The 23,264-nt window shown below is 68.2% G+C and carries 19 protein-coding genes and 1 riboswitch; of the genes, 7 read left to right on the top strand and 12 right to left on the bottom strand.

Annotated elements, in window-relative coordinates; all coding sequences use genetic code 11:
• Positions 1-86: 86 nt before the first annotated feature.
• A complete protein-coding gene (locus M5D76_RS00500; RefSeq protein WP_248921455.1) occupies positions 87-1,280 on the bottom strand; it encodes a sugar ABC transporter substrate-binding protein in 1,194 nt (397 codons plus the stop codon).
• A 490-nt stretch (positions 1,281-1,770) separates the two neighbouring features.
• Between M5D76_RS00500 and M5D76_RS00505 the strand changes: the two genes are divergently transcribed.
• Positions 1,771-3,135 (top strand): PFL family protein, encoded by a 1,365-nt coding sequence (locus M5D76_RS00505; protein WP_248921456.1) that lies wholly within the window; start codon positions 1,771-1,773, stop codon positions 3,133-3,135.
• A gap of 107 nt (positions 3,136-3,242) precedes the next feature.
• On the opposite strand, the gene murB is transcribed toward M5D76_RS00505, so the two are convergent.
• Positions 3,243-4,166, bottom strand: a complete 924-nt coding sequence (gene murB / locus M5D76_RS00510; protein WP_248921457.1) for a UDP-N-acetylmuramate dehydrogenase — start codon at positions 4,164-4,166, stop codon at positions 3,243-3,245.
• Between the two features lie 258 nt (positions 4,167-4,424).
• Positions 4,425-4,555, top strand: a riboswitch (FMN riboswitch).
• A gap of 5 nt (positions 4,556-4,560) precedes the next feature.
• On the opposite strand from murB, the gene M5D76_RS00515 reads away from it, so the two are divergent.
• Genes M5D76_RS00515 through M5D76_RS00525 form a run of 3 tightly spaced genes read left to right on the top strand, consistent with a single transcriptional unit; the run spans position 4,561 to position 7,821 of the window.
• Positions 4,561-5,166, top strand: coding sequence for an ECF transporter S component (locus M5D76_RS00515; RefSeq protein WP_248921458.1), 606 nt, complete (start codon positions 4,561-4,563; stop codon positions 5,164-5,166).
• Between the two features lie 2 nt (positions 5,167-5,168).
• The gene (locus M5D76_RS00520) at positions 5,169-6,998 is read left to right on the top strand and encodes an ABC transporter ATP-binding protein (protein WP_248921459.1); all 1,830 of its coding nucleotides are present in this window, start codon (positions 5,169-5,171) and stop codon (positions 6,996-6,998) included.
• A gap of 1 nt (position 6,999) precedes the next feature.
• Positions 7,000-7,821: an energy-coupling factor transporter transmembrane component T family protein gene (locus M5D76_RS00525; protein WP_248921460.1), complete on the top strand. Its 822-nt coding sequence runs from the start codon at positions 7,000-7,002 to the stop codon at positions 7,819-7,821.
• Here the strand turns inward: M5D76_RS00525 and M5D76_RS00530 are convergent.
• Both M5D76_RS00530 and M5D76_RS00535 read right to left on the bottom strand, forming a co-directional pair.
• Complete coding sequence (locus M5D76_RS00530; RefSeq protein ID WP_248921461.1) at positions 7,818-8,393, bottom strand: GNAT family N-acetyltransferase; 576 nt, start codon at positions 8,391-8,393, stop codon at positions 7,818-7,820. The two genes, M5D76_RS00525 and M5D76_RS00530, sit on opposite strands and share 4 nt — an antisense overlap.
• 18 nt (positions 8,394-8,411) lie before the next feature.
• On the bottom strand, positions 8,412-10,013 hold the full coding sequence (locus M5D76_RS00535; RefSeq protein ID WP_248921462.1) for an alpha/beta hydrolase-fold protein: 1,602 nt from the start codon (positions 10,011-10,013) through the stop codon (positions 8,412-8,414).
• Between the two features lie 159 nt (positions 10,014-10,172).
• On the opposite strand from M5D76_RS00535, the gene M5D76_RS00540 reads away from it, so the two are divergent.
• Positions 10,173-11,126 carry an HAD family hydrolase gene (locus M5D76_RS00540; protein ID WP_248921463.1) on the top strand — a complete coding sequence of 318 codons (954 nt, stop codon included), beginning with the start codon at positions 10,173-10,175 and terminating at the stop codon, positions 11,124-11,126.
• Positions 11,127-11,328: 202 nt separating this feature from the next.
• The gene (locus tag M5D76_RS00545; protein WP_248921464.1) at positions 11,329-13,269 is read left to right on the top strand and encodes a carbohydrate-binding domain-containing protein; all 1,941 of its coding nucleotides are present in this window, start codon (positions 11,329-11,331) and stop codon (positions 13,267-13,269) included.
• 110 nt (positions 13,270-13,379) lie between these two features.
• On the opposite strand, the gene M5D76_RS00550 is transcribed toward M5D76_RS00545, so the two are convergent.
• Together M5D76_RS00550 and M5D76_RS00555 are read right to left on the bottom strand one after the other, a co-directional pair.
• Positions 13,380-14,381 carry a helix-turn-helix transcriptional regulator gene (locus M5D76_RS00550; RefSeq protein ID WP_248921465.1) on the bottom strand — a complete coding sequence of 334 codons (1,002 nt, stop codon included), beginning with the start codon at positions 14,379-14,381 and terminating at the stop codon, positions 13,380-13,382.
• 553 nt (positions 14,382-14,934) lie between these two features.
• Complete coding sequence (locus M5D76_RS00555) at positions 14,935-16,476, bottom strand: aminotransferase class I/II-fold pyridoxal phosphate-dependent enzyme (RefSeq protein ID WP_283101999.1); 1,542 nt, start codon at positions 16,474-16,476, stop codon at positions 14,935-14,937.
• 293 nt (positions 16,477-16,769) lie between these two features.
• Here M5D76_RS00555 and M5D76_RS00560 point away from each other — a divergent pair, with 293 nt between their 5' ends.
• Positions 16,770-17,294 (top strand): GNAT family N-acetyltransferase, encoded by a 525-nt coding sequence (locus M5D76_RS00560; RefSeq protein ID WP_248921466.1) that lies wholly within the window; start codon positions 16,770-16,772, stop codon positions 17,292-17,294.
• Positions 17,295-17,320: 26 nt separating this feature from the next.
• Here the strand turns inward: M5D76_RS00560 and M5D76_RS00565 are convergent, their stop codons facing one another.
• From M5D76_RS00565 to M5D76_RS00590, 6 genes are all read right to left on the bottom strand, one after another.
• Complete coding sequence (locus M5D76_RS00565) at positions 17,321-17,803, bottom strand: pyridoxamine 5'-phosphate oxidase family protein (RefSeq protein ID WP_248921467.1); 483 nt, start codon at positions 17,801-17,803, stop codon at positions 17,321-17,323.
• A gap of 10 nt (positions 17,804-17,813) precedes the next feature.
• Positions 17,814-18,746, bottom strand: coding sequence for an HD-GYP domain-containing protein (locus M5D76_RS00570; RefSeq protein WP_248921468.1), 933 nt, complete (start codon positions 18,744-18,746; stop codon positions 17,814-17,816).
• Positions 18,747-18,922: 176 nt separating this feature from the next.
• Positions 18,923-20,305 carry an NCS2 family permease gene (locus M5D76_RS00575; protein ID WP_248921469.1) on the bottom strand — a complete coding sequence of 461 codons (1,383 nt, stop codon included), beginning with the start codon at positions 20,303-20,305 and terminating at the stop codon, positions 18,923-18,925.
• Positions 20,306-20,598: 293 nt separating this feature from the next.
• Positions 20,599-21,414: an alpha/beta hydrolase family protein gene (locus M5D76_RS00580; RefSeq protein WP_248921470.1), complete on the bottom strand. Its 816-nt coding sequence runs from the start codon at positions 21,412-21,414 to the stop codon at positions 20,599-20,601.
• Positions 21,415-21,792: 378 nt separating this feature from the next.
• Positions 21,793-22,212: a peptide deformylase gene (locus M5D76_RS00585; RefSeq protein WP_248921471.1), complete on the bottom strand. Its 420-nt coding sequence runs from the start codon at positions 22,210-22,212 to the stop codon at positions 21,793-21,795.
• Between the two features lie 90 nt (positions 22,213-22,302).
• Positions 22,303-23,253, bottom strand: coding sequence for a proline iminopeptidase-family hydrolase (locus M5D76_RS00590; protein ID WP_248921472.1), 951 nt, complete (start codon positions 23,251-23,253; stop codon positions 22,303-22,305).
• Between the last annotated feature and the right edge of the window lie 11 nt (positions 23,254-23,264).

A 23,264-nucleotide genomic window follows, 5' to 3' on the forward strand; every position in this document is an offset into this window, starting at 1 on the left:
TACAAAAAGAGGAGGGGGGCCGAGAGTCGTAGGCTCCCCCTCCGCTTTTGCAAAGCACTTACCTCAGCAGCTGAGCTGCTGCTTTCTTACGCGTGACGCTTCTTGACGTCCTCGATCGAGAGGGCCTCAGCGGCGCTGTTGAGCTTGCTGAAGTCGTCCTCGGCGAGCGCCTTGATCTCGTCGTCGTTGTACGGCGCGTCGTTGACGAAGTACTTCTCGTACTCGGCGTACTCCTCGGAGCTGGAGACGTAGACGTACGGGAACTTGATCTCGTAGCCGAACTCGCCGTCCTTGACCTGGAGCTTGCCGGTGCAGGCCTGGTAGGTGAGGATGAAGGCGTACAGCGGGTCGCAGAAGTGGCCGCCGGACTCGGCGAACATGCCGCCCGTGGAGAGCTGCTCGGCGAGGTCGGGGAGGAAGTCCGTCGAGACGACGGAGATCTGGCCGGTCTTGCCCATGTTCTTGAGCTGGCCGATGGAGCCCACCAGCGGGTCACCGCCGCCACCGGCGACGATGAGGGCGTCCATGTTGGGGTGGGTGTTGACGAACTGCTCGGTGACCTTGGCGCCCTCAGCGGAGGAGGTGTTCGCGTAGACGGGGTCGGTCATCTCGGCCTGGTCGTCGGGGTGAGCGTCGTTCCACTCCTTCAGGCCGGCCTTGTAGCCCTCCCAGCGGAGCTGGAACGTGGCGTCGCCGACCGTCCAGCCCTCGAGGCAGATGTGACGGGCGCCGGTCTTGTTGGGGCCACCCTTCTGCAGGAGGAGACCCATGAGCGTCTTGCCGTTGAGGACCTCGTCCTCGTGGACGGCGCCCACGTAGTACTTGGACTTCTTGGCGACGTCATAGACGTCGGGGGAAGCGGTCTCGGAGATGATGCGGTAGAACTGCGTGACGAACATCTCGTTCTGGTTGCAGGTGTTGATGACGGAGGTCATCTCGGAATCCGCGGAGTTGCAGATGATGATGCCGTTGCAGCCGGCGGCAGCGAGGGTCTCGGCGGAAGCAGTGACCTGCTCGGAGACGTGGCCCTGGTCGACGACGGTGGTGTCAGCGCCGAGGACCTTGGCGGCCTTCTTGCAGATGTCGACGGACAGCGAGCCAAGGGCGTCGGTCGAGCTCCAGATGGAGATGCCGATCTTCACCTTATCGCCCGCGCTGGCAGACCCCCCAGCAGAAGCGCCGCCACCGTTGTTGCACGCGGCGAGGAGTGCGGAAGCACCCAGGCCAGCGCCGGTGACGCCCGAAAGCTTGAGGAAATCGCGCCTAGAAAGATTGCCCATTCCAAAAACTCCCTTCAAACCCCTAACGAAACTTGTACGAATGGCCGTCCAACGAGACGACCGGAGGGCGACGCTCCACGCGACGCCCATCTGTCGTATTCATTTCTACTATTGAATGCCGTCGTGAGAACCGTCTTGACTGTGAACGGTTGAAAAACAGTTATGAACGGATTTTACGCAGGTAGATGGCTTAGAAATGACGTGCCGATTTGAGTGTTTTTGTAAACGTTTCAACTATTGTTCACATGCTCCGTTTACATCAATATTGGACTTTCAGCAGGTCAACATCGTTTGAAGCTTCATAAACGTACAGGCATAAATGTTGCCTGCCAGGGTGCGTTTAGGCGGGGTCGGACGTAAACTTGCTGTCACGACTCGGCGAGCGGCGAGGCGTAGGCTCTTCTCATGCGCGAAGCTTTTGATGGTTTGGACGCGGGCGCGCGATGCGCCCCTGAGCTTGCGGCCGCGGGCCGCGCGAAAGTAGGAACCAATGCCAATCACCCCCGAAGAGGTGGCCGAGACCCGGAGCATGGTCTCGCAGCAGAACCTCGACCTCAGGACCATCACCATGGGCATCTCGCTTTATGGCTGCGCCGACGAGGACCTCTCCCGCATGTGCACCAAGGTCTACGACCGCATCACCAAGACGGCCGAGCGCCTGGTGCCGACCGCCGAGGCGCTCGAGCGCGAGTACGGCATCCCCATCGCCAACAAGCGCGTGTCGGTGACGCCGGTCGCGCAGATCGCCGCCGCCTGCCCCGACCAGGACCTCTCCCCCATCGCGCACGCCATGAACCGCGCGGCCGAGAGCCTGGGCATCGACTTCATGGGCGGCTTCTCGACGCTGGTCCAGAAGGGCATGGGCTCCACGGACCGCCGCCTGATCAACTCGATCCCCGGCGCGCTCGCCACGACCGAGCGCGTCTGCTCGTCGGTCAACGTCGCGAGCCTGCGCGCGGGCATCAACATGGACGCCGTGCTGCTCATGGCCGAGAAGATCGTCGAGGCGGCCGAGCTCACGCAGGACATCGACTGCTACGGCGCCGCCAAGCTCGTGGTGTTCGCCAACATGGTGGAGGACTCGCCGTTCATGGCGGGCGCCGTCCACGGCTCGGGCGAGGCCGACGCCGTCATCAACGTGGGCGTCTCCGGCCCGGGCGTGATGGCCGCGGCACTCGAGGAGCTGCCGACCGACGCGGACCTCATGGAGGTCGCCGAGAAGATCAAGCAGACCGCGTTCAAGATCACGCGCGCCGGCGAGCTGATGAGCCGCGAGGCCGCGAGCCGCCTGGGCGTCGAGAAGGGCATCGTCGACCTGTCGCTGGCGCCCACGCCGGCCGCAGGCGACTCGGTCGCGAAGATCCTGGAGATCATCGGCGTCGGCGAGTGCGGTGGCCCGGGCACGACCTGCGCGCTGGCCCTCCTGAACGACTGCGTCAAGAAGGGCGGCGTGATGGCGAGCTCGAGCGTCGGCGGCCTCTCGGGCGCGTTCATCCCCGTGTCCGAGGACGCCGGCATGATCCGCGCGGCCACCGACGGCGCGCTGTCGCTCGAGAAGCTCGAGGCCATGACCTGCGTCTGCTCGGTCGGCCTCGACATGATCGCCATCCCCGGCGACACCTCCGTCGAGACGATCGCCGGCATCATCGCGGACGAGATGGCCATCGGCGTGATCAACGCAAAGACCACCGCGGTGCGCCTCATCCCCGCGATCGGCAAGAGCGAGGGCGACGTCCTCGAGTTCGGCGGCCTCTTCGGCTCGGCGCCGATCATGAGCGTGAACAAGTTCGCGGGCACGACGTTCGCCCGCCGCGGTGGCCGCTTCCCGGCGCCCCTGAACTCCCTCAAGAACTAGAGGACGCGCTGCCGCAGCAAAGACAGGGCAGAGCTAAGGAGAAGAGCCTGGACGATGGTCCAGGCTCTTCTCGTCTGCGTCGGTTATGGGGGCGGTGGCGTGCCAGGCTAGCCGAGGAAGCGGACCTCGGGCTCGAGGCGGACGCCGAACTGGCGCTCGACCTCGTCCTGCACGTGGGAGATGACGGCGCGCACGTCGGCGGCCGTGGCGTGGTCAACGTTGACGACGAAGCCGGCGTGCTTGGTCGAGACGGCGGCGCCGCCGGACTGGTAGCCCTTGAGGCCTGCGTCGGTGATGAGCTTGCCGGCGAAGTAGCCCTCGGGGCGCTTGAAGGTCGAGCCGGCGCTGGGCAGCTCGAGCGGCTGCTTGCTCTCGCGGCGCTCGGTGAGGTCCTCGATCTTCGCGCGAATCTCGCCGCGCTTACCGGGGCGCAGCGACATCGTGGCGGAGAGGACCACGAGGCCCTCGTCACGGATGCGGCTCTGGCGGTAGCCGAGGTTGAGGTCAGAGGCGGCGATGTCGCGCACCGAGCCGTCGGGCATGAGGCAGGTGACCGAGCTGAGGACGTCGGCCATGCAGCCGTCGTAGGCGCCGGCGTTCATGAAGCAGGCGCCGCCGACCGAGCCGGGGATCCCGCAGGCGAACTCGAGGCCGGTGAGGCCGAGCTCGCAGGCCATCTCGGAGGCCTCGCGCAGGGGGACGCCCGCCTGGCAGCACATCTCGCTGCCGTCGACGGAGACGTTCACCAGGCCGTCGGCGATCGCGATGATGACGCCGCGGTAGCCGTCGTCGGAGACGAGCAGGTCAGAGCCCTTGCCCAGCACGAAGTGGGGGACCTCGGCCTCGCGGCAGATTGCGACGACCTCTCGGACGTCGTCAACGGTGTCGGGAATGACGTACAGGTCGGCGGGACCGCCGATTGCGAACGTGGTGTGCTCGCTCATGGGCTCGCGGACGAGGACGTTGTCCTCCCCCACGACGGATCGAAGCTTCCAGGCCAGTGAATCCAAATGGTCGGAACTGTCGGACATGCCCTTCTCATCCTCCTTGGGTGCGCTTACAAAGGCGTCGTTGGCGACCGTGCGCCACGACGCAACTGCTGAATTATATAACACCTGCGTTTGCCACCGAATAGCCCACACATGCACCACGAACGCGCAGGGCCGCGCGCAGGGCCGCGGGGCCCGGTCAGGCCGTGCCCGGATGGCGACTCGAGGAGGTTTTGCGCATAGGGGCCACGGCGCGAGGCCGCCCTGGGATGCACGGGCAAGGGCATTGTTGTATCCTGCCTACAGTTTCAGGGCGGGGTGCAATTCCCCACTGGCGGTGACGGCGAGGCCGAAGTCCGCGACCCGCGAAAGCGGCTGACCTGGTGCGACTCCAGGACCAACGGTGACAGTCCGGATGGAAGAAACGGAGGCCGCAATGGCACAGTCAACGCACGGCGACAGCCGTCCCAAGGGCGCGATGTCGCGCCACGACAACCACTCCACCAGCGAGCAGGGCACCTGGACCACCAAGCGGATCGCGATCACGGCGCTGTTCTGCTCGGTTGCCGCCATCTGCACGCTCATGGTCGAGTTCCCCATCCTGCCGGGCGTGACCTGGCTCAAGTACGACCCGTCGGGCATCGTCGCGCTCGTGGCCGGCTTCGCCTTCGGCCCCGCGACCGGGGCCATCGTCTCCACGATCCCCTACCTCGTGCACCTCGCCACGCAGTCGGGCATCTACGGCATGCTGATGGCCATGCTCGCCACCATCGCGCTCGTGCTCCCCGCGTCGCTCGTCTACCGCCGCACGCCCACCATGCGCGGCGCGATCGTCGGCCTCGCACTCGGCGCCGTCTGCGCCCTCGTCGCCTGCATCGCGGGCAACATCGTCGTGACGCCGCTCTACACCGGCATGTCGACCCAGGCCGTCATCGACCTGATCGTTCCCGCGCTCCTGCCGTTCAACCTGCTCAAGATCGGCATCAACTGCGCGATGTGCGTGCTGGTCTACAAGCCCATCGTGCGCGCGCTCGACAACTAGCCATGCCGGCCGCCGCCGAGAAGAGCGTGGCCTCGCTCTCCCACGTCACCCTCCGCTACGAGCGCGGCGCGCTCGCCCTCGACGACGTCTCGCTCGACGTCCGCGCCGGCGAGCACGTCTGCGTCCTGGGTGCCAACGGCTCGGGCAAGTCCACGCTCGCCCTCGTGCTGGCAGGGCTCCTCGCCCCGGACGCCGGCGACGTGACGCTCCTGGGCGAGCAGGTCCTCGCCGGCGGCCACGTCGACTTCGCGGCGTACGGCCGCGCGCGCCGGGGCCTCGGCCTCGTGTTCCAGAACCCCGACGACCAGATCGTCACCACGGTCGTGGAGGACGACGTCGCCTTCGGCCCCGAGAACCTCTGCGTCGAGCCCGCCCAGATCGAGCGCCGCGTCCGCCGCGAGCTCGACCGCGTCGCCATGGGCGCCTTCGCCAAGGCCGACCCCACGCGCCTCTCCGGCGGCCAGAAGCAGCGCGTCGCCATCGCCGGCGCGCTCGCCATGGAGCCGCGCCTGCTCGTCCTCGACGAGCCCGGCGCCCTGCTCGACGTGCGCGGACGCCGCGCCATCATGCGCGTCATGGGCCGCCTGCGCGCGGCCGGCACCACGATCGTGCACGTCACGCACTTCATGGAGGAGGCCCTCGCGGCCGACCGCGTCATCGTCCTGAGCGAGGGCAAGGTCGCGCTCTCCGGCACGCCCGAGCAGGTCTTCTCCCACGCCGAGAAGATCGCGGCCCTCGGGCTCGAGGAGCCCTTCTGCGCGCGCCTCGCCTCCCGGCTGCAGGCCCTCGGCGTCGGCGTCGACTGGACCGTCGACGACGACGCCCTCACCCGAAGGCTCGCCTCGCTCCTCGCCGCCGCCCCGGCCGCGCCGGCACCGGCTCCCGTCCCGTCCCCGGCCGAGCCGTCGCCGGCAACCCCTGGCGACGAGCCCGCCATCCTCGCCGACGACGTCTCCTTCGCCTACGGATCCGCCGATCACGCCCACGCCCTCGACCACGTGAGCCTCAGCGTCGCCCCCGGCGCCTCGGTCGCCATCGTCGGCCAGACCGGCTCGGGCAAGTCGACGCTCGCCCGCATCGCCTGCGCCCTCGAGACGCCCGACGCCGGCCGCATGGTCGTCGGCGGCATCGACACCGCCACGCGCCGCAACCGCCGCCTGCTCCACGGGCGCATCGGCTACGTCATGCAGCACCCCGAGCGCCAGCTCTTCGCCGAGACCGTCCTGAAGGACGTCGCCTTCGGCCCCACCAACCTGGGCCTCTCCGCCGAGGAGGTCGCCCGCCGCAGCCGGCGCGCCCTCGCGATCGTCGGCCTCGCCGACAAGGCCGACGCCTCCCCCTTCGAGCTCTCCGGCGGCCAGCAGCGCCTCTGCGCGATCGCCGGCGTGCTGGCCATGCGCCCGCGCACGCTCGTCCTCGACGAGCCCACGGCCGGCCTCGACCCGCGCGGCCGTACCCAGCTCGCGCGCATCCTCGCCGACGTCCACGCGCGCGGCGTCACCGTCGCGGTCGTGACCCACTCCATGGACGACGCAGCCCTCGCGCAGCAGGTCATCGTCCTCGACCGCTCGCACGTCATGGCCGACGGCACGCCTGCCTCCGTCTTCGCCGAGAAGAGCGCGGCATCCCTCGCAGACGCCGGCCTCGGGCTTCCCACCGCCCTCTCCTGGGCGCTCGCCCTGCGCGACGCCGGCGCACCCGACCTCGGCGCGCCCCTCACGCTCGACGCGCTCGCGACTGCGATCGCCTCCCGCCTCGCGCTCGCCGCCCCCGCCGCACCGGGCGCGCCCGCCGCCCCGGGTGAACCCGTCGGTCCCAGGGAGGTGCGCTAGCATGGCCCTTCGCATCGCCTTCGGTCAGTACTACGCGGCCGACTCCCCCATCCACCGGCTCGACGCGCGCACCAAGGTCATCGGCGCCCTCGCGCTCATGCTGCTCACGTTCTTCGTCCGCACGCCGGCCCAGCTCGCCCTCGCGCTCGCCTTCGCGGCAGCCCTCACGGCGACCTCCCGCGTCAGTGCGGCGCGACTGCTCGAGGCGGCGCGCCCCCTTCTCGTCATGGTCGTCCTGCTGAGCCTCTTCAACTTGCTGCTCGTCCGCGGCGGCGAGACCCTCGTCTCGCTCGGACCCGTGACCATCACCTCGGCCGGCGCCTGGGCGGCCGTGCTCTACTCGCTGCGCGTCGCCATCGCGATCTGCGCGGGCCTGCTGCTCCTGCTCGCGACCACGCCCACCGAGCTCACCGACGCCTTCGAGGCGATCCTCTCGCCGCTCGCGCGCCTCGGCCTTCCGGCCCACGAGCTCGCCATGGTCTTCTCGCTCATGCTGCGCTTCATCCCCACGCTCGCCGACGAGCTCTCGGCCATCCTCGACGCGCAGCGCTCCCGCGGCGCCTCGCTCTCGCAGGGCTCGCCCGCCCGACGCCTCCGCTCGCTCGTTCCCGTGATCGTGGCGCTGCTCGCGAGCGCCCTGCACCATGCCAACGGCCTCTCGCGCACGCTCGACGCGCGCTGCTTCGCGGCAGGCGCGCCCCGCACGCACTGGCACCCACTGCGCCTCGGCCGCGAGGACGCCGTCGCGGCGCTGGTCCTCGTCGCCTTCGCGACCGGCCTCATCGCGCTCGGCCAGGTAACGCAGCTTCCCGTCGCGCCCTAGCGGGCCTCGCCGCCCTCGGGCACGCCCACCTCGGCCGCGTCTACTATCCGCGGCCGGTACGACATCGGCGCCAGGTTGCCCACGATCTGGCGCAGCCGCTCGCTCGAGATGTCCTGCTGCGTCGAGAGCACCAGGTACGTGCCCTCGTCGTCAATCAGGCACCGCCCCGTCGACGTCACGCCCGCCCTGCGGTAGAACGCCATCCGGCGCCTGCGCTGCTCGGCGTTGGGCGCGTCCGCGTACGGCGGCTCCACGTCGAGCGCCAGCGGACGCGAGCCCGCGCGACGGCGCATCTCGGCAAGCACCGCTGAGCCCACGCCCCGTCCGCGCATCTCGTCGCTCACGGCAAGGTACAGCAGGTAGAGACCCTCGTCTGACTCGACGGAATACGTGATCGCCGCAAGAGAGCCGCCCAGCACGTGCACCTCCAGGCGCACGCAGCCCCTAAGCGCGTTCACGAGCAGCATGCCAAAGGGCAGGCGCTCCACGTCGGGAAACGCCCGCTCGTAGAGCCCCCTCACCTCCCGCTTCCAAGGCGAGAAGAGCCCGACTTCCTCATGCGTGAGCTCCATCCGAGGTGCGCCCGCCCCTTACTTCTTGCGCTTGGGGGCAGACGCGCCGGCCTTCTTGGCCGCCTGCTTGGCGGCAGGCTTGGCGGCCTTCTTGGCGACGGTCGTCGCGGCCTTGGTCGCGACGACGGCCTTGGCAGCGGTCTTCGCGCCGGCAGCCGCCTTGGCGCCCGCCTTCTTCGCCGCCGGCTTCGCGGCCTTCTTGGCGGCAGGCTTCGCCGCCGCCTTGGCCGCCTTGGTGCCGGCCTTCGCCGCCTTGGTCGCGACGGCCGCCTTGGCGCCAGCCTTGACGGCCTTCTTGGCCGCCTTCTTCGCCGCCTTCTTGACGACGGGCTTGGCGACCCTCTTGGCCTCGGCAATGGCCTTCTCGGCCGCGGCGCGCTCGGCCTCGACGGCGGCCTTCACGGCGTCGAGCGCGGTGGCGGCCGTCTCCCTCACGTCCTTGGCGGCCTCGACGGCAGCCTCGTGGTCGGCGACGGCGCCCTCGGCTGCGGCCTTGTTCTGGACCGCGTGCTCGGCCGCGGCCTTGGCCTCGCCGGCGACCCACTCGGCGTCGGCGCGCGCACGAGACGCGGCGTCGGCGCGGTCCTGCGCCTCGCGGGCCTTGGCCTCGGCCTCGGCGAGCAGCCCGGCCACGCGGTCGCGCTCGGCCCAGAGCTCGGCGGCCTTCTCGCACATGTCCTTCTCGACGAGGCGGCACTTCTCGACGACGCTCAGCTCCTTCTCGACGCGCTCGGCCGTGGTGGCCACGTCGGCCACGGCGACCTTGAGGGCGTCGCGGGCAGAGGCGAGCCCCTCCTTCTCGTCGGCGAGCACCTCGCGGGCATGCTCCGCCTCGACCTTCGCGTACGAGAGGTCGGCCGTCAGCTTGCGCTCCTCGAGGCCGCCGACCTTGAGCACGGCCGGCAGCATCTGGCGGGTCTCCTCGAGCCACCAGTGCCATGCGTGAGACACGTCGTAGCCCCAGTACTCGAACGTCGCGTTGATGCCCTTCTCGGCAAGTGCGCCGTCCAGCGCGCGCTGGGTGTCGATGCCGGCCTCGCTGGGCTCCTGGCCGCAGACAAAGGCCATGGGCAGGGCGCGCAGCGCGGTGGCCGCCGCGGAGCGGGGCTTGATCGCGCCGGCCATGTCGACGGGCGAGACGAGCTTCCATGCGTCGTCGAGGTCGCAGTCGGTAAAGCGGCGGGCGTCGTAGGTGCCCGAGAGCGCGAGCAGGCCGCTGAAGCTGCCGGGGTCGCGCAGGACCGCGAGCGTCGCGTTGAGCGCGCCCATGCCGGCGCCGAGCGCGACGGGCGCCTCAGCGGCAGCCGTCTTGGTGACGAAGGGAACGAGCTGCTTGGTCACGAACGCGAGGTAGGCCTCGATGTTCTCGAGGCGGTAGTCGAGAAACGCGTGGCGCGCGTACCAGCCAAGGTCGTCGGCGGAGTCGACGCAGAAGAGCTGCACCTCGCCGGAGTCGATCAGGCTGGAGAGCCCGTCGATCATGCCGGCGTCGTGCCAGCTCACGAACGAGGAGTTGCCCTCGGGGAAGACCACCACGGGCCTGCCCGCCTCGCCGTAGCGAACGATGTCGAAGCTCTTCTGCAGGTCCTTGCACTCAAGGGAGAACCTCTCGGTCTTCATGGGCGTCTCATCCTCTCTCGCGAATGAATCATCCGGCGTCGCGGCACGCGCATCGAAAATGCACTGTTTACTATAGTAACCCGCACGGGCGAGCTGCGCAGGGCAGGCGCATAATAGACGGCAGACGACACGCGAGACGCACGAACGGAAGGCCCCAAGATGATCAAGCTCGCACTCACGGACCTCGACGAGACCCTCATCCACTTTGGCCTGAGCCGCGCGACCGACCACGCGCTTGCCGCGATCGAGGAGGCGCAGGCGGCCGGCGTGCACGTGGCCGCCGTGACGGGACGCATCATGGACGGGCTGCTTGACGCCTTCGACGGTCGCGAGTCCTGCTGCAGGACCGCGGCGCTCTCCAACGGCCAGATCGTGCTCGTCGACGGCGAGCTCGCCCACGCCGAGTACCTGGACCACGACGCCCTGGCCCTCGTGGCCGACCTTCTGCGAGAAGAGCCTGGCTACGTGCTCAACGTCGTGCTTGGCGCCGAGGCGCCCCGCTCGCACCGCGTCATCGTGTGCGACGACCCCTCCGTAGAGGCCAAGATCCACACGACCGACGGCGTGACCGTGGAGTGCCGGCCGGACCTTCCCGACGCGCCGATCATCAAGGCGAACGTCCACGTGCTCAAGAACGTCGAGCGCATGGCCGAGGTGCGCGCCCGCATGGAGGCGCTGTCCGAGAAGATCACGTTCGTCTCGCCCGGAGACAGCGTGCCGCTGCTCGACATCGCGCCGGCCGCGTGGGGCAAGGACGTGGGCGCCGACATCCTCTGCGAGGCCCTGGGGCTCTCCCGCGACGAGGTGGCCGTGTTCGGCGACGCCGAGAACGACCTCGACATCATGCGCGCCTTCCCCAACTCCGTGGCCGTCGCGAACGCCACCGAGGAGGTCGCGGCCGCGGCGCGCTGGCACATTGGCGCCTCGGCCGACGACGCCGTGGCGGACGCTCTTCTCGACATCGCCCGCGCGGCGCGCGAGGCCGAGGCGACCGGCGCGGACGTGATGCCGGCGTTCATGAGCGAGTCGGCGAACGAGCGGGGGCTGGCCGCGCGCGAGAGGCCGCTCGGCGAGCGCAGGGTCGAGCGACTGCCGCTGTTCACGCGCAGGTAGCTCAGGCACTGGCGCGCCCGCCAGGGCGGGTGCCCGGTCGGGTGCCCAGGCGGGGCGAGGTTCAGGCTTCGCTCAGCCAACTTTGGCTTTCCATCAGCATTGAGCGAGGGTTGTAGAAGCGGCGCGATGCCGCGCCATACTGGCGTTTTCCTGCGTAGTATCGGGTCATCCAATGATGGGCGACATCAGAGAGGTGACCACCATGAGGAAGACGACGCACGCCGCCATCGCCGCGGGACTCTCGCTGGCGCTGGCCCTTGGAGGGGCGCCCCTTACGGCGCTCGCGAACACCGACGGCACAGAGGCGTCGACCGCGGCCGAGTCCGTCGGGACGCTTTCGAGCCAGGCCGACGTCAGCGCGCGGCTGACGTTCTCGGATTCCGGCATCGCCGAGACGAGCGCCGGCGAGGGCTACAAGATCGAGGGCACGACGCTCACCATCACCCAGGCAGGAACCTACGTTGTCAGCGGCTCCTGCGCGGACGGCTCGATCGAGGTCAAGAAGGGCGTGAGCGGCGTGACCATCGTGCTGAGCGACCTCACGCTCTCGAAGGCGAACGACAAGGCGATCAAGTTCAAGGCGGGGTCGTCGGGCGCCATCGTGGTCGAGGGGACCAACGCGCTCTCGACCTCGGGTGACAAGGCGGTCATCAAGGCGAACGCCGCCACCGACGACGCGGGCGAGGTGGCCTACGCGTCCGACGGCACGACCGAGGGCGGCGACCTGACCATCTCGGGCACCGGCTCGCTGAGCCTGAGCTCGAGCTACTCGGAGGTCGTGGACGGCGAGACCGAGGGCTGCGACGCCATCAACTGCGAGGGCGACCTGACGGTCCTCTCGGGCACGTTCGACATCGACGTCACGGACGACGCGATGCACGCGGACAACACGCTGACCATCGGCGCCGCGGGCACGGCGGGGCCGACCATCAACGTCGCGGGCGCCCAGGAGGGCCTGGAGGGCGCGACGGTGAACCTCCTCTCCGGCACCGGTGACATCACGACGGCCGACGACGGCGTCAACGCGGCCAACGCCGACCTCGCCACGTACGGCTGGCAGTACGCGATCAACGTCTCCGGCGGCAGCTGGAGGATCGTTGCAGGCGGCGACGGAATCGACTCCAACGGCGACCTTGCGATCTCGGGCGGCACGACCGAGGTCTATTGCACCGGCTCGGGCAACGGTGCCCTCGACATCGGCGAGGGCGCCGAGGGCGAGGTGCGCGGGACCTTCTCGATCACCGGCGGCACGATCTTCGCGGTGGGATCCGACATGTGCATCACGCCCTCGAGCGGCACCTACGCGCTCTTCGGCGCGCAAGGTGGCATGGGCGGCGGGCCCGGCGGCATGGGCGGAGGGCCCGGCCAGGGCGGCATGAGGCCCATGGACGACTCCGGCGAAGGTGAGACCAGCGTAGACGAGCTGACCACGCAGGCGAGCGGCATCGTCTCGGCGGGACAGAAGACGACCGTGTCCTCGGGCTCGACGACGCTCTTCACCACCACCGCGGCCTCGAGCGGATCGTATGCGCTCTTCTCGACCGACGGACTGTCGGGCAACGATACGCTGACGCTTGCCAGCGGGTCGACCAGCACGAGCGCCACCACGGGCTCGGGCGCCTCGCAGGGCACGCAGCCGGGCCAGGGCACGCAGCCCGGGCAGCCGGGCCAGGGCACGCAGCCGGGACAGGGCATGCCGCCCAGCCAGAGCGGACAGGACGGCACCGAGCAGGAGCAGGAGGGTGCCATGTACCGACTGTACAACCCCTACAGCGGCGAGCACTTCTACACCGCCAGCTCCTACGAGCGAAACCAGCTCGTGAGCGTCGGGTGGCAGTACGAGGGCGTCGGCTGGATCGCGCCCGCGTCGAGCGGCACGCCGGTGTATCGCCTCTACAACCCGTATGCCGGCGACCACCACTACACGACGAGCTCGGTCGAGCGTGACAGCCTCATGGCGGCGGGCTGGTCCTACGAGGGCATCGGCTGGTACAGCGACGACGCGCAGGCCACGCCGCTCTACCGCGAGTACAACCCCAACGCCACCGTCGGCACCCACAACTACACGACGAGCGCGGCGGAGCACGAGCACCTCGTGTCGCTGGGTTGGTCGGACGAGGGTATCGCCTGGTACGCACTGTAGACGCGCCTTGGGCGAAGACCTCGCAACGAGAGGGCGCCCCGTCTCCCGGGCCGGTCGGGCTCGGGCGGCGGGGCGCCGCATGGGAGGGGCGTCGAGCGGCGGGGCGTCGGCTACTTGCGGTTCTTGAAGAAGCCGCCCACGATGCCGGCGATGCCGCAGCAGACGCCGCCGATGGGCCAGGGGACCCAGAACATCTCGGCGCGGGCGACGAAGAGCAGGAGCAGGCCGACGACGGTGGCGACGAGCATGATGATGCCGCAGGCGGTGCCGACCATGCTGTTGACGCGGCGGTTGCGCAGGTAGTGCTCGCGCTTCTCGGCGTCGAAGGTGTCGAGGAGGGCGTCGGCCTCGGAGTCGGAGAGCTCGCAGATGGCGTCGTAGTTGTACTTCTCGACGTCGAGCATGTCCAGAAGGACGCCTGCGTGGACGATGAACGCCACGCCCACGGCGATCAGGACCATCATGGTCCCGCAGAGGACCGACCCCGCGGCGTCGGTCGTGGCGCTGCCGCCGAAGACCAGCACCAGGATGACGCCGCAGATGATGAGGCCGATGCCGACGACGAGGCCGCGCGAGCTCGACGCGCTCTGCTCGGCGCGCTCCTCGGCGCTGAAGAAGTCGATCACGAAGGGGTGCTCCTTCATGAAAAGGACGTGGCGGTTGGCCTCGGGGATCACGATCGCCAGGCCCGCGATGACGAAGAGCAGGATGAACACGGCAATGAGGGAGCCGTCGGCCATGGAGCCGCTCACAAGGCCGGAGGCCATGAGGCCAAGGCCGACTCCGATGATGAAGCACATGACGCCGACTGCCAGGCGACGGGCGCGTGTCTTGAACCGGTCGACGTAGCCGATGGTGTCGCGGGCGCCGGCGTCGGCGGGCACGCTCTTCTCCGGCTCGGCCTCGCGGTCGGTGAGGTCGCCCTGCACGAGCTCGTCGAGCGTGCAGTCGAATATCTGGCATATCTTGAGGAGCTTGTCCATCTCGGGGTAGGCGCGCTCGGCCTCCCACTTGGTGACGGACTGGCGCGAGACGCCGACCATCATGGCAAGCTGCTCTTGGGTCATGTTGCGCGTGGCGCGTAGGTGCTGGAGGTTGTCGCGAAAGCTCATCTCGACCTTCTTTCTCGCTGGCATCAACAACTGCAGCATCCATGGTGCGGTTGCGAGGCCCGCGTCTCCACCAACCTGCGGCTGCATTTATGGCAACTTGCGCGCGCCCTGCGGTTGCATCCGCAGGTAGCGACCCTGTCGATGATACGTCACCGTCTCGCGCGAACAAAGGACTCCCCTCGCCAGCCGCGGGAACCCGTAAGCGCAGAATGTCCTCGAGGGCGTGAATCTGAGCGCAAAGTAGCCTCGAGGGCGAGAGGGGTCAGCGCAAAACCATGTTGAGGGCGTGAGCTGCAGCTCAAAACCGCCTCGAGGGCGTGAGGTCAGTCGCGCCCTCGAGGCCATTCTGCGCTGACGGTCGCGCCCTCAACATGGTTTTGCGCTGCAAGGCCCCGAAAAATCGCGCCCTCGAGGCGGTTTTGCGCTGTACTTTACATAATATTCGCGCCCTCGAGGCCCTTTTGCGCTGAAGGCCTTCGCACTCACGCCCTCGACGGTGTTTTGCGCTGAGCTCGCAGACGGACACCCAGCCGCAGACGCGTGCGCGGCCCGACTAGCCCTGGTGGTAGGTCTCCAGGAAGCGCTCGAGCTTGTCCATGGCGTCCTCGAGCACCTGCATGCGCGGCAGGTAGACGATGCGGAAGTGGTCGGGGTCCTTCCAGTTGAAGCCCGTGCCCTGGACGACCAGCACCTTCTGCTGCTTGAGAAGGTCGACGGCGAACTGCACGTCGTCGGTGATGTTGAAGCGCTCGACGTCGAGCTTGGGGAAGATGTAGAACGCGGCGTCGGGCTTCTCAACCGTGACGCCCGGCATGTTGCAGAGTCGCTCGTAGACGTACTCGCGCTGGTCGTACACGCGGCCGCCCGGCACGATGTAGCTCTCGACCGACTGGTGCCCGCCGAGCGCGGTCTGCACGATGGACTGCGCGGGCACGTTGGAGCATAGGCGCATGTTGGAGAGCATGTTGATGCCCTCGATGTAGTCGCGACCCAGCTCCTTGTTGCCCGAGATGGACATCCAGCCGATGCGGAAGCCGGCGATCATGTGGCTCTTGGACAGGCCGTTGAACGTCACGCAGAACAGGTCGGGCGCGAGGCTCGCGATCGAGACGTGCTTCTTGCCGTCCATCACCAGGCGGTCGTAGATCTCGTCGGAGAAGATGATGAGCTGGTGCTCGCGGGCGATGTCGACGATCTCCTGCAGCACCTCCTGCGGGTAGAGCGAGCCCGTGGGGTTGTTGGGGTTGATGATGACGATGGCCTTGGTGCGCGGGGTGACCTTGGCGCGGATGTCGTCCATGTCGGGGTACCAGTGCGCCTGCTCGTCGCAGACGTAGTGGACGGGATGGCCGCCGGCGAGCGTGGTGCACGCGGTCCACAGCGGGTAGTCGGGGCTCGGGATCAGCACCTCGTCGTCGTTGTCGAGCAGCGCGTTCAGCGACAGCTGGATGAGCTCCGAGACGCCGTTGCCGGTGTAGATGTCGTTCATCTCGACGTTGGGGATGCCCTTGATCTGGTCGTACTGCATGATCGCCTTGCGTGCCGAGAAGAGCCCGCGCGAGGCCGAGTAGCCCTCGCTGTCCGTGAGCTGGCGCCGCATGTCATAGATGACCTCGTCGGGCGTGCGGAAGCCGAACGGCGCGGGGTTGCCGATGTTGAGCTTCAGCACGTGCGTGCCGCTCTCCTCCATGCGGTTGGCCTCCTCGACCACGGGACCGCGCACGTCGTACAGGACGTTCTCGAGCTTGTGTGACTTCGTGAACTTGCGCATCTTGATGCCTTTCGTCTCGGTTGACGTGCTGGTCTGCCTCGCAGATGGTGCCTCGGTGATGGTCTCGACGGGCCGCTTGCCCTCGTCGCCCTCCACGCCGGGAGGCGACCCTCCTGCCAGCCACTTAGCGTCGACGCCCAGCAGCTCGGCGAGAAGAGCCATGATCGAGGGTCGCGGCACGGTCTTGCCACTGAGGTACTGGCTGACTTGGCTCTTGCCGAGCTTGCGCCCGCGGGCCTGCGCGCCGCGCACGAGGTCGACCTGCTTGAGCCCGCCCTGCTCCATGGCGGCCTCGAGCCGGGCCGCAAACGTCTCTTCCACCATCTAGCTCCAAAAGTTCAATTTAGGTTCACTGAGCTTCATTTGAAGTTCAATTTCGTGTCACGTTAGCACTCTAATGTTCAATTTATGTGACGAAGCCAACGTTAATTTGAACCACAGCAGCTAATCGGCCGAATTCTCAACTTGAACGGTACCACGCCCGCCACGAGGGAGCCGTGTTACGGGCGTCGAAACGACCGCGCGCCGCGCCCCTGCCCATCCAGCCGCCCTCCTACAATCGTCCCAACGAACCGGGTGCAGGCCGCGGGACCTGCCACGCGACGAGGGAGAGAGCCGTGGGCCTCAGGCTTATCAAGCTGACACGCGCGTACGAGGACGAGCTGCGCAGCATGCTCGACGAGTGGAGCCTGGACATCGAGACGAGGCACACCAACGGCTCCCCCTCCGCCATCTTCAGGGCCGACCCGAGCGACTTCGACGCCTACGTCGCCAGCCTCGAGCCCGACCCCGTGCCCGAGGGCCTCGTGGCCAACTCCGTCTTCTTCCTGCTTGACGACGAGCGCGGCCGGCTGCTCGGCGCCGCCGACATACGCCACGAGCTCAACGACGTCCTCCTCGCCCACGGAGGCCACATCGGCGACGGGATCCGTCCCAGCGAGCGCGGGCGCGGCCTCGGCACGCGCCTCGTCGCGCTCGCCCTCGACGAGTGCAGGAGACTCGGCATCACGCGCGTGCTCATGACCTGTGACGACACGAACGTCGCCTCCGCGCGCACCATCGAGAAGAATGGCGGCGTGCTCGAGAACAAGGTGCCCTCAGAGGACGGCGGCCTGGAGCGCCGCTACTGGATCGACCTCTAGCGAGGGAGCGTCGCCTGGCGCGGGACCTAGCGCTTCGCCCTGCTCTTCGCCGTGACGGCGCCCATGGGCACGCGCACGCGGATCACCGAGACGGCCGCGGCCATCTGGGGCGTCACCGCAAAGTCGCGCCCGGTCTGGTTCTGCATCAAAAGCTCGATGCCGCGGACCTTCTCGTCTGCGTCCTCGAGGACGCAGGCCTCGCCCTCCCCCATCACGCTCGCATAGAGCGAGCCATAGCGGCAGGGCACGTCGCCCCCGCTCACCTGCTCGACGTCGCAGTCCAGCTCGACGAAGGCCGTGGGGTTCGCGCGGATCACGTCGAGCTTGCGGCCCTCGCGGGCGCCGTGCATGTAGAAGGTCAGCGCGTCGTCGGTGAGGTCGAAGCCGTAGTGCAGGGGCACCACGTAGGGGCGACCGTCGTCGACGAGTCCCAGGTGGAGCACCTTGGCCTCGGCCACGATCCGCTTGATGTCGGCAACGTCGGTCAGCTCGCGGTCTGCTCTTCTCATCTGCTTGCTCCTAGTCGGCTTGCGGGGCGGATGCGGGGGCGGATGCGGCGGCAGGCGCGGCGGCGGGCGTGGCGTCGGGCGCGGTCGCCAGGACGTCCTCGCGCGGGATCGAGCAGAACGCCTCGACGATCTGGGGGTCGAGGTGCGTGCCGGCCTCGTCGCGCATGGTGCGGACGCACTCGTCGTAGCCGATGCTGCCGGCGTAGGGGCGGTTCATGTACAGCGCCGAGAACACGTCGGCCACCGAGATGATGCGTGCGCCGAGGGGGATGGCGTCGCCGGCGATGCCGAAGTAACCGGTGCCGTCGACGTACTCGTGGTGGTAGAGGATCCAGTCGGTCGCGTCGTCGAGCAGGCCGATGGGTCGCACGATGTCGACGCCGATCTGCGGGTGCGCCTTGACGATCGCACGCTCCTCGCTCGTGAGCGGCCCGGGCTTGTTGAGGATCGCCTCGGGGATGCCGATCTTGCCCAAGTCGTGCAAAAGCGCCGCATAGCCCAGCTGCTCGCGGTTCACCTTGCGGCGCTGCGGGCGCGGCAGCACGTCGTAGATCATGAGCGAGACGTCGCGCACCTGGCGGCTGTGGCCGCGCAGGCTCGGGTCGCGCGCCTCGATGACGGCCACGAGGGTCTCGACCAGGCGCGTCGTGTCCTGGCGCATCGACGCGTCGAGCGAGATCAGCCAGTAGATGACCACGGTCACGAAGGCCGCGCCGGACGCGAGGATGAGCCCCACGCTGAGGCGGCCCAGGTTCTGCAGGAGGATCACGACGTACGCGACGTCGAACACGACGATCGAGCCGAACACGACCCGCGCGAGCCACGCCGAGCTGGCGCCCACCAGCAGGTCGTTCTGCAGGCGCACGTAGAGGCCGACCCTGATGACGTTGTAGGTCATCAGGGCGATGCCGAGCACGGTGAGAAGTTGTGCCGCGAGCTCCACGAACCAGCCTTCCGTTGGAAACGTACGCTCTTCTCGCCCTGCGCCATGCGCGTGCCACGCGCGCGCGATGCCGCCGAGAAGAGCCTCCCCCATGATAGCAACGCAGGCGCCCGCCCCGCCATGCGCCGCGGCAGGCGACGGGCGGGCGTGGGGACGAGCGCGTGCGGGGCGCGCGGCTAGATGAAGAAGTACTTCACGCAGAAGAGCGCGAACAGCACCCACATGACGGCCGAGATCTTCTTGCGGTTGTCGGCGCCGGTCGTGGCGTTGATCGCCACGTAGGAGATGATGCCGAGCGAGATGCCCTCGGCGATCGAGTACATGAACGGCATGGCGACGATCGCGATGAAGGCGGGGATCGCCTCGGTCGGGGTGCCCCACTCGATCTTGGTGACGGCACCGAACATCATGAAGCCGACGACGACGAGGGCGGGAGAGGTCGCGAACGACGGTATCGCCAGGAAGATCGGCGACAGGAAGAGCGAGAGCAGGAAGAGGATGGCGCAGGTCACGCCCGTGAGGCCGGTGCGGCCGCCCTGGGCGATGCCGGCGGTGCACTCGACCGCGGTCGCCGTCGACGAGGTGCCGATGAGGCCCGCGAAGGTCGTCGCGAGCGACTCGGCGAGGAGGGCGCCCCTCACGTTGGGAAGCTTGCCCTTCTCGTCCAGCAGGTCGGCCTTGGAGGCCGAGCCGATGAGCGTGCCGATGGTGTCGAAGAGGTTGGTGAAGAGGAAGGCGAGCACCACCGAGAGGAACCCGACGCTAGCGATGTTGGAGAAGTCGAGCTTGAAGGCGATCGGCTCGATCGAGGGGATGGCGATGCCGTGCGAGAAGTCGGGCAGCAGGCTCATGAAGCCCGCGTCGGGGTTGGGGACGTAGAGGCCGGCGAACTGGCAGACGATGCCGAGGGACCAGGTGATGAGGATGCCGAGCAGGATGTTGCCGCGAACGTTCCTGCAGACGAGGATCGCCGTCACGATGATGCCGACGAGGGCGAGGATCGCCGTGATGCCGGCCGTGGCGAAGGTGCCGTTGGCGATGGAGGAGTGGACCGAGAAGATCGTCACGAGCGTGGAGGGGCTCGGCACCACGAGGCCGGAGCCCTTGAGGCCGATGATCGTGATGAACAGGCCCACGCCCGACGTGATGGCGAGCTTGAGGTTCATGGGTATGGCGTTGAAGATGGCCTCGCGCACGTTGGTGAGCGAGAGGATGACGAAGATGATGCCCTCGACGAAGATCGCCGTGAGCGCGGTCTGCCAGGAGTAGCCCATCGAGAGGCAGACGGTGTAGGTGAAGTAGGCGTTGATGCCCATGCCGGGGCAGAGGATGAACGGGTAGTTGGTGAGGGCGGCCATCAGCAGCGTGCCGATGAACGAAATGAGGACCGTCGCGGTGAAGACGGCGCCCTGGGGCATGCCGGTCTCGGAGAGGATGGAGGGGTTGACCGCGAGGATGTAGGCGGCCGTGACGAAGGTCGTGGCCCCGGCGATCAGCTCGGTCCTGACGTTGGTCCCGCGCTCCTCGAGATGGAAGAACTTCTCCAGGGCTTTCTCCATACGACTCATCTCCCCACGCAAAGCTCGGCGCCCACAGGCCACCGGCACGCACGCAACACACGGTCGGCTCGCGCGTCGAGCAGGGCCGACCCCGAATTTTTGATTGGGAACATTATTCTGCAACGCCCGCCGCCATCGGGCGACATGCCCAAACACGCAGAATCCACAGGCGCGCGGTGACATTAGCCGAGCAGCCGAGCCTCGGGCGCGGAAGGCCGCCGACATGAAGAAGGCCGGGCGCCCGATGGGGTGCCCGGCCAAGGGGGAACTCTTGGGGACGTTCGCGCGAGGCGCTAGGCCGCGACGTAGGCGTCCTTGGTGACGGCCTGCTTGATGAGGTCGAGGGCACCCTCGACGACGCGGCGCTCGTTGACGCCGTTGAAGCCGTGGCAGGCGCCGGGGAAGACCTCGAGGCGCGCGTTGGGCAGCACGTCGACGGCCTTCTCGGAGTAGCGCATGGGGGCCATCTTGTCGGCGTCGCCATGGAAGACGAGGGCGGGACCCTGGTAGGCCACCATGTGCTCGAAGGGGTCGAACTCGACGGCGTCGACGCCGAAGTCGCGGCCGGCGATCTGCCAGAGGTTGATCGTGGTCGGGACGTTGTCGGTGTGACCGAACTGCTTGACCATGCGGTCGTGCAGGCCAAACGTGGGGTAGCACAGGATGAGGCCGCGAATGGCGTCACCCTGGGAGGCGGCCACGCGCATGGCCGCAGAGGCACCCTCGCCCTGGCCCATGACGAAGACGTTGTTAGAGTCGACGGAACGCAGCGAGCGGACCTCGGCGACGACGCTCTCGATGTCGCGGGTCATGGTCGCCACGGAGGAATTCTCAACCTCGCCCTCGCTCTGGGAGCGGGAAGAGCCGCCACGGAAGTCGATCGCAGTGGCGACGTAGCCGGCACGAGCCATCGACTCGGCGAAGTCCAGGGTGTCACGGAAGCTGCCGCCGAAGGCGTGGGCGCAAACGATCGCGGGACGGGCGCCACGGGCGTCGCGCGGCTCGACGAGCACGCTGTACAGGCGCTCGCCGTTGCTCTGGCACCACAGGTCACGCTTGGTGAACGAGCTCGTGGGCGGCCTGAGAAGAGAGTTCATACCAAAAGACACGCTAATCCTCCTACCACATGCGCCCCGCCGTGCAGATGGAGCGCCTTGCTATCGGTGATTACGGCCGTTAGGCCTCGGATATTCTTGCGCATGGTGAATTTTCTGTCACGTGATTCACACCGTCTACACGCCAGCTAGGCATTCCGTCCACATCTACAAAACGGGCTGCTTGTGACAAGTCAACAAAGATGTAACTGTGGAGGTTTCAAGTACCCGCGCGATAGGGTATCTGACCTTCATGTATGCGAGTATTTGTATAACGCGAGAAGTAGTTCACACAAGCGCATCGGGGTACATGAGGTTGCGTGACATGAAAGGACCCGCCGGACAGTGACGTCCGACGGGTCCTCTGCGTGGGTTGTTTGGGCGCGGCGACGCCTAGACGAGCTTGCCCTGGCAGTGGTCGCAGATGTGCTGAATCATCTGGCCGGTCCAGCCCATGAAGTCGCGCTTGCGAGGCTTGAGCTCGCCGTCGACCAGCTCGTCGAAGGAGACCTTGACCTTGGCGTAGCGGGTGACCTTGGACGGCTCCTCGCGCGTGAGGCAGCCCTCGGTCAGCTTCTGGGCGCCGAGGCCCATCATGATGCGCGGGTTGTAGAGGACGTGGGCGTCCTCGTTGTCGTCGAGGTAGGCGCCCATGGCGACGGTCTCGCCGATCTGGTTGGCGGCGAGGCAGGCGCAGTCCTCGATCGACTTCATGGTGTCGATGAGGTCCCGGGCGATCTTCTCGTCCTCGGCGGTGGCACGGGTGCACTTCTTGGAGAGGACGGCCTCGTCCTTAACGAGCTCCTTGATCATGTGTCTTCCTTTCGCACCGGGGCGGGCGCGGGGCCTGGCCTTCCGGCGTAGTCGTCGCGGGCACGTGTCGTTTCGCGTGCCCATTATCTGCTAGATGGCGCCCGTTTCCACGTCGGCGAGCCATGAGCGCAGAAGTTCCAGATAGCGCGGGCGGTCGTCGGCGAAGCAGAGGTGGCGGCAGCCCTCGAGGAGCTCCCAGCGCGAGCGCGGCAGGGCGTCGGCCATGGTCTTGGCCACGAGCGGCGTGCAGAGGTCGTCGGTGCCGCTGACGACGAGGGCGGGCACGTCGATGCCGGGCAGGCGGTCGGTGTAGTCCCAGTCGCGCAGGGTGCCGCGGGGCGTGAGCTCGTCGGGGCCCCAGGCGCAGACGTAGGACTCGCGGCCGCTTCTCTTGGGTCGCCTGAGGCAGTCGGGCGCGTCAGCGGCAGGCGTGACGTCGGCGCAGTGGAGGTCCATGTAGCGGTCGATCGCACGCTGGTAGGCGGCTCCGGCGAAGGTGGCGCTCTTCTCGGCGGCGGCAAGCGCGGCCTGGTCGGCCTCGGGCAGCTGGCGCGCCATGCGGCGCTGCTCGCGTCCCCAGAGCGCGGAGGAGGAGAGCGTCGACGAGAGGATCACGGAGCGAACCTGGGGCGGGCGGCGCTCGGCGAGGTAGGTGATCGCGAGCATGCCGCCCCACGACTGGCCGAGGAGGTGGAAGTCGTCGAGGCCGAGGTGGGAGACGACGGCCTCGAGCTCGGCGAGCCAGGTCTCGGCGCGCCAGAGCGAGGGGACGCCGTCGAGAAAGGAGCCGCCGCAGCCGATCTGGTCGTAGGTGACGACGGCGCGGCCGCCTGCGGCGAGGTCATCGAGGAGCTCGAAGTAGGCGCAGGTCGAGCCGGGGCCGCCGTGCAGGCAGAGCAGGGGCGGCAGGCCCGAGTCGATCTCGCCCGCGACGCGCCAGTGCGTGCCCGAGAAGAGCTCGGCGCCGGGGGTGCGCAGCGCCTCGGGGGAAAGCACGTCCTCGGGCGCGATGGTTCCCTCCATCACGTTCGGCCCTGCCATCGCGTCCTCCC

The sequence above is a fragment of the Olsenella intestinalis genome (genome assembly GCF_023276655.1).
GTDB classification, from domain to species: Bacteria; Actinomycetota; Coriobacteriia; order Coriobacteriales; family Atopobiaceae; genus Olsenella_J; species Olsenella_J intestinalis.